Origin of the sequence: Arthrobacter koreensis (genome assembly GCF_035792275.1) — a bacterium.
Lineage (GTDB): Bacteria > Actinomycetota > Actinomycetes > Actinomycetales > Micrococcaceae > Arthrobacter_B > Arthrobacter_B koreensis_A.
Window position 1 is genome coordinate 144460 of record NZ_JAMWKK010000011.1, and the last position, 6000, is coordinate 150459.

The 6000-nt window shown below is 65.2% G+C and carries 7 protein-coding genes; 2 read left to right on the forward strand and 5 right to left on the reverse strand.

What is annotated here, in order from left to right; genetic code table 11:
- Window positions 1-120: 120 nt before the first annotated feature.
- Both NGB94_RS12200 and NGB94_RS12205 read left to right on the forward strand, forming a co-directional pair.
- Complete coding sequence (locus NGB94_RS12200; RefSeq protein ID WP_325790911.1) at window positions 121-615, forward strand: thioesterase family protein; 495 nt, start codon at window positions 121-123, stop codon at window positions 613-615.
- Complete coding sequence (locus NGB94_RS12205; protein WP_325790912.1) at window positions 612-1274, forward strand: hypothetical protein; 663 nt, start codon at window positions 612-614, stop codon at window positions 1272-1274. The genes NGB94_RS12200 and NGB94_RS12205 overlap by 4 nt, the downstream gene beginning before the upstream one ends.
- Here NGB94_RS12205 and NGB94_RS12210 read toward each other — a convergent pair.
- The 5 genes from NGB94_RS12210 to NGB94_RS12230 form a co-directional block, all read right to left on the reverse strand.
- Window positions 1271-1717 carry a globin gene (locus tag NGB94_RS12210; RefSeq protein ID WP_325790913.1) on the reverse strand — a complete coding sequence of 149 codons (447 nt, stop codon included), beginning with the start codon at window positions 1715-1717 and terminating at the stop codon, window positions 1271-1273. The two genes, NGB94_RS12205 and NGB94_RS12210, sit on opposite strands and share 4 nt — an antisense overlap.
- Window positions 1714-2337, reverse strand: coding sequence for a mechanosensitive ion channel family protein (locus NGB94_RS12215; protein ID WP_325790914.1), 624 nt, complete (start codon window positions 2335-2337; stop codon window positions 1714-1716). Before NGB94_RS12215 ends, NGB94_RS12210 begins: the two co-directional genes overlap by 4 nt.
- 125 nt (window positions 2338-2462) lie before the next feature.
- Window positions 2463-2930 carry an OsmC family protein gene (locus NGB94_RS12220; RefSeq protein ID WP_325790915.1) on the reverse strand — a complete coding sequence of 156 codons (468 nt, stop codon included), beginning with the start codon at window positions 2928-2930 and terminating at the stop codon, window positions 2463-2465.
- 86 nt (window positions 2931-3016) lie between these two features.
- Window positions 3017-5569, reverse strand: a complete 2553-nt coding sequence (pepN, locus tag NGB94_RS12225; protein ID WP_325790918.1) for an aminopeptidase N — start codon at window positions 5567-5569, stop codon at window positions 3017-3019.
- A 153-nt stretch (window positions 5570-5722) separates the two neighbouring features.
- Complete coding sequence (locus NGB94_RS12230; RefSeq protein ID WP_325790919.1) at window positions 5723-5995, reverse strand: hypothetical protein; 273 nt, start codon at window positions 5993-5995, stop codon at window positions 5723-5725.
- Between the last annotated feature and the right edge of the window lie 5 nt (window positions 5996-6000).

Consider the following 6000-nt stretch of genomic DNA (forward strand, 5'->3'; position numbering starts at 1 on the left):
GGTAAGGCCCAACATTTGGACCGGTTGCGCTGCTGAGCCGGACGAAGGTCACATAGTCGGGAGTCTGGTGCCCGCAGGCGCTTTCGCCTCCCCGGGGCTTCTCCTGAGAAGATGGCAGGCATGCCTATAAACCGCTTTCCCATCCAGCTTCGTTTCGGCGATGAGGATTCCAACGGTCACGTGAACAACGTCCGTTATGTGCAGTTCCTTGAAGAGGCGCGGGTGCGTCTCTCGCTGCTTCCCCTGCCAGGGGTACCGGACAAAGCGGGCAGTGGTGCCGAGGGGGAGACCTTCCGCAGCGTCACCCGGGAAACGGGCAGCACACTGGTGGCACGGCAGGAAATCGAATACCTGACCCCGCTGACCTACCGTTCCGACCCCGTCTGGATTGAAATCTGGGTCAGCGCCGTCGGCCGGTCCAGCTTCTCCTACGGATTCCGGCTCACTGATGAGGACAGCGCAAACGTCTACGCCGTGGCTGAAGCGGCCATGGTCATGGTTGGGCGGGAAAGCGGGCGCCCGGAACCGCTTTCCGAGCGGCAGCGGGAGATCCTGGAAAGCTGGGCAGGAAGCAGCGTACCGTTTCGCGGCGCAGTCTCGGAGGCAGCGAAATGACGCAGGCGCAGAGCCTCGTGCTCGCTGATCCACAGGTCACCGCCGACCTGCGCAACTTCGTTTCACGGGCACGCAGTGCCGACGACGGCGCTGTGCGCCTGCAGGCGGTCGGGGGAGTGCTGGCCGCCTACGTGTGCGTGCTGCGGCCCCGGGTCCTCGGCGAGGCCATGCCCACGGTCATTGGCATGCGTGCCATGCCGCTGGCCGTTCCCGCCGAGCTGGATACAACGGTCCAGCTTTCCGCAGTCGCGGACCGGCTGGCCCGGCTGGACGACGGAGGAACGGAACTTCCGGTTCCGCCCGTGACAGTTTCCGAGAGCTGGGCCGGAATCGCTGCTCCGCGCGGCGGGTGGCAGCGCGAGGAAGACGTGGACGCCACCCTGCTGGAGCAGACCGCACACCGCGGAATTAAAGAGGTAGCGGCACGGATTCCGGATAACCCCGGCGCAGCGATGATCAGCAATGTCCGGGTACCTGTCTGGAGCGAACCGGTTGCCGGCTTAACGTCACAGCTGCCGGCCGGTGCGGCGTTCGCGGCACTGACCCTGGGCTTCCTGCCGAAGACAGGAACCGCAGCGCTGTTCAGCAACGGCCGGTGGCAGCGCCTGAGCACCAGCACGGGGCACGTGCTGGTGCGTCCGCCGTCGGTCCTGTTCTAAGCCGAGTTGACCATCGAGTGCGCCGCGCGCTCAAGATAGTCCCAGAGCGTTGCTTCGTGCAGCGGTGCAAGTGAGAGGGAGTCGACGGCGGCGCGCATGTGGCGCAGCCATGCGTCCCTTGCCGCCGGGGTGACTTCGAACGGCATGTGACGCATCCGCAGGCGCGGGTGGCCGCGCAGTTCGCCGTAGGTTTTGGGACCGCCCCAGTACTGCTCAAGGAACAGCAGAAGCCGCTCCTTGGCCGGTCCCAGGTCCTCTTCCGGATACATCGGCCGCATCAGCGGGTCCTCAGCGACGCCATCGTAAAACACGTCGACGAGCTTTACGAACGTGTCATGGCCGCCTACGGCCTCGTAAAAATTGTAGGCGGGAGTATTGAAACCGGTCCCCGGTGCGGCTGCCGTCAGCGGCAGTGACGGCCCGGGACGGGACGGCTCGGTCATTTGCTGTCTTCTTCCTGTGCTGCCTGCGCGGGGGCTGCGGCTGGTTCGGCCGGGGGGACATAGGTGCCCTGGGACCGGTTGCCGATCATAGCGAGTTCCCCGTTGCGGATGTACCAGACGACCCCGCGTTCATCGACGAGGCGGGTGATGCGAATGCCTACGGACTGGACAGTGCCGGTTATGGCGCCTACCTCGATCACGTCGCCGATTCCGTACTGGTCTTCAATGCTGATGAAGAAACCGGCCAAGGCATCGCGGATGACTTCCCGGGCACCGAAGCCCAGGGCGATGCCCACAATGCCTACGCTCGCGATCAGCGGCGCAACATTGATTCCAATAGCGCCCAGCACCATGATGACTGCAACGGTCCAGATGGCTACGCTCACGGAGCTGCGCAGCAGGGCACCGATGGTGTCCGCGCGCTGTGCCCGCCTCTTGTTATCCAGGTTGCGCATCACCGGCTGGGCCCAGCGCAGCCGCTGGGACTGCAGGAGGGTGGAGCCTTTCTGGGCGCGGGCTACTACTTTTGCGATGAGGAAGCGGGCCACCAGCCAGAGAATCATGGCGGCGAGGATGATAATGCCGCCTTCGAGGAGTCCGCTGAAATCGAACTCGCTCACTTCGATGCCTGGGGTGTCAGTCGTTGCCGTTAGCTGCACAGGTGCTGGATGTCCTTTGGCCTTGGGGGAGGGGTCCTACCTAGCCTACTGCCGAACGGCCCTCGGAACGGTTTCCGGCGGCCGGGTCAGACGATCGTGCGGGCCGCGTGCTCCACCGGAAAGTTGACGCTGCGGGCTATAAAACACAGCCGGTGAGCTTCCTCATGCAGGGAGGTGGCCAGTTCCGGCGAGCCGTCCGAGATATGGACTTCGGGACGCAGCAGCACAGAGGTGAACTCGCCGCTTCCATCCCGGTTCAGCCGCAGCGTTCCCTCGGCGTCGTCCTGGTAGGACACGACGCTGATGCCGTTCTTCACGGCTACATGGAGGTAGGAAAGCATGTGGCACTGGGCAAGTGCCGAGAGCAGGAGCTGCTCCGGATTCCAGCGGTCCCGGTCGCCGTGGAAGGTGGGATCCGCAGTGCCCGGCAGGTCCGGCAGACCTGGGGCGCGGAGCACATGGTCCCTGCCGTAGCCGCGGTAGGTCTGCGTGCCGGTGCCGCGGTTTCCGGTCCATTCGAGGCTCACGCCGTAGCGGTGTTCAGAGAGGTTCACAGCTTTAAGCTACCGTGCCGGATCCCAGTCCCAGGAGCTGGGACCGGAATCCGGCACGAACGCGGCGGGCTGGGGGAGCCTGCTGGCTAGCGGTCGGCTGCCTGGGCCTTCAGCGCGCGCACGACGCCGTCGCGGTTCTCCAGCAGCAGCCTGCGCAGCGCCGGAGCTTCGTCACCGAGGGAATCAAGGAAGGCGTCCGTGCGGTCGACGGTTTCCTGTGTGGTCAGCCGTGCCGGATACAGGCCGACGACGATCTGCTGGGCGATTTCGTGGGTACGGGTCGCCCAGACATCACGCAGCGAATCGAAGTACCGCTGGGCGTACGGTTCCAGGAGCGCAGTGTCGTGGACCCGGCTGAATCCGCCGATGGCTGCCCGCTGCGCAGCGTTGGGCAGATCCGAGCGGACGACGATTGCGTCCCAGGCCGCAGCCTTGGCCTCGGCTGACGGCAGAGCCGCACGGGCTCCGGCAGCGGCCAGCTGGCCGGTGGCCGTGGCGTCGCGATCCAACTCGGCCGCGATTTCGGCCTCGCCCATCCGGCCGCCGGCCACCAGTGCGGTGAGGAGTTCCCAGCGCAGGTCGGAACCGACCTCCAGGTCGTCCAGGACCAGGTCGCCGGAGAGCAGCGCGGCAACCGAGTCGAGCTGTTCGGGGGTCTGTGCGTGGGCGGCGAAGGCCTTGACGAACTGCAGCTGGGAATCAGAACCGGGCGCTGCGGCGCGCGCCAGGTCCCAGAGGCTGTCCGCTGCGGCGGCAGTCATGGGCTCGCGGTCCTGGGGCGCCACATAGAACGTCAGCGTGGTCGCGAGCTGGCGCAGCAGGACCTGCACCACCGAGGAGTCGGACTCCGAGGCGATGTTCTGCAGGACCAGTTCCACGTAGTTGCGCGCCGGGATTTCCCCGTCGCGGGTGGCGTCCCAGGCCGACGCCCACACGAGGGTGCGCGGCAGCGATTCCGCGATGTCCCGCAGGCGGCGGGTGGCCAGGTGCCAGGACGCGTCGTCGAGGCGGATCTTGGCGTACGCCAGGTCGTCATCGTTGAGCAGGATGAGGTCGGGACGCTGGTGGCCCGTCAGCTCGGGAACCGGCGTCAGCTCCCCGTCGACGTCCAGTTCCACGCGGTGCGTACGGCGGAGCCTGCCGTCCTCGGCCGTGTTGTAGAAGCCGATCGCCAGGCGGTGCGGCCGCAGCATCGGGTACTCGGCCACCGCGGACTGCGCGACGGCGAACGAAGTGATCACGCCGTCGTCGTCCGTTTCAATAACCGGGCGCAGCGTGTTGACACCTGCAGTCTCCAGCCACTGGGCGGACCACTGGCTGAGGTCGCGGCCGCTTGCGGCTTCCAGCTCGGACAGCAGGTCGGACAGCTCAGTATTGCCCCAGGAGTGTTTACCGAAGTACTCGCGGACTCCCTGCATGAACTTGTCCTGGCCAACCCAGGCCACCAGCTGCTTCAGCACGGAAGCGCCCTTGGCGTAGGTGATGCCGTCGAAGTTGACCTGGACGTCTTCCAGATCACGAATCTCGGCCACAATCGGGTGCGTGGTGGGCAGCTGGTCCTGCCGGTAGGCCCAGGCCTTCTCCATGGACGCGAAGGTGGTCCATGCCTGCTTGAATTCGGTAGCCTCGGCAGCGGCCAGGGCGGACATGAACTCCGCGAAGGATTCGTTCAGCCACAGGTCATTCCACCAGCGCATGGTGACCAGGTCGCCGAACCACATGTGGGCCAGCTCGTGCAGGACCGTGATGGCGCGGCGTTCAACCGTTGCATCCGGCACCCGCCCGCGGAAGACATAGCTCTCCAGGAACGTGACGGCGCCGGCGTTCTCCATGGCACCGGCGTTGAACTCCGGCACAAAGAGCTGATCGTACTTCTCGAACGGATAAGGAGTGCCGAACTGGGCTTCGTAGAACTCAAAGCCCTGTCGGGTGAGCTCGAAGATGTTCTCTGCGTCCAGGTACTCCATCAGCGATTTGCGGGCGAAGACGCCCAGCGGGATAGTTCGCCCGTCGGAGCTCGTGAGTTCGGAACGGACGGACTGGTACGGACCGGCGATCAGTGCCGTGATGTACGAAGAGATCCGCGGTGTTGGTTCGAAGGACCAGGTGGCTGAGGGCTTTTCTGCGTCCTCCGCGCTGGCGCGGACGGGCTCGGGCGTGGGGGAGTTGGAGATGACGTCCCAGTGCCCGGGAGCGGTCACGGTGAAGCGGAACGTTGCCTTCAGGTCGGGCTGCTCGAAAACTGCGAACATCCGCCGGGAGTCCGGGACCTCGAACTGGGAATAGAGGTAGACCTCGTTATCCACCGGGTCAACGAAGCGGTGCAGGCCCTCACCCGTGTTCATGTAGAGCGCGTCGGCCTCAACGACCAGTTCGTTGCTGGCCGCCAGGTTGGGCAGCTGGATGCGGACGCCGTCGGAGACTTCCTCCGGATCCAGGGCGACGCCGTTGAGCGTAACGCGGTGCACCTTGGCCGTAACGGCATCGATGAAGGTGGAGGCTCCCGGCTGTGCGCCGAAGCGCACCACGGTGGTGCTGCCGAAGACTTCGTCGCCGCGGGTCAGGTCCAGATTGATGTCGTAGGACTCGACACTGATCAGTTCCGCCCGTTCACGCGCTTCAGCACGGGTGAGATTCATACCTGGCAAGGAAGAGCCTTTCGAAGGAGAGATATCGCCGGTGCCCTTGCTTCAGGGCACCGGCGTCAAAAGTAACAATTGCAACAATCTCTCACTTGGGGCCGTTCTGCCAAGTGGGGCTAGTGGACTGTGCAGTCGCCGCCTTACCAAAACCTACCGATAGGTGATCGAAGTCCGGCCGGAAGAGTCTGACGATATCTGGCCTCCTTGGAACCGCTGAATGCGGCCCGATCCCGAGACGACTTCTCCGCTGGTGGGGAACCCGAGGCGGCCTGTTTCGAATCCTGCTCTTCGGTAGGCGTCTCGGATGGGGCCTGTGGGGGAGATTTGTGCTCCGGTGGTTTTGGACCAGAGGATGGCTCCGCCTTGGTAGTTCTGGTACTTGCCGCCGGGGATAGTGACTTCGCCGCTGGTGGGGAAGCCCAGGGGGC

Coding starts and splice junctions, on each gene's coding strand:
- NGB94_RS12200 (WP_325790911.1), top strand. CDS start 121: ATGCCTATAAACCGCTTTCCCATCCAGCTTCGTTTCGGCGATGAGGAT.
- NGB94_RS12205 (WP_325790912.1), top strand. CDS start 612: ATGACGCAGGCGCAGAGCCTCGTGCTCGCTGATCCACAGGTCACCGCC.
- NGB94_RS12210 (WP_325790913.1), bottom strand. CDS start 1,717: ATGACCGAGCCGTCCCGTCCCGGGCCGTCACTGCCGCTGACGGCAGCC.
- pepN (WP_325790918.1), bottom strand. CDS start 5,569: ATGAATCTCACCCGTGCTGAAGCGCGTGAACGGGCGGAACTGATCAGT.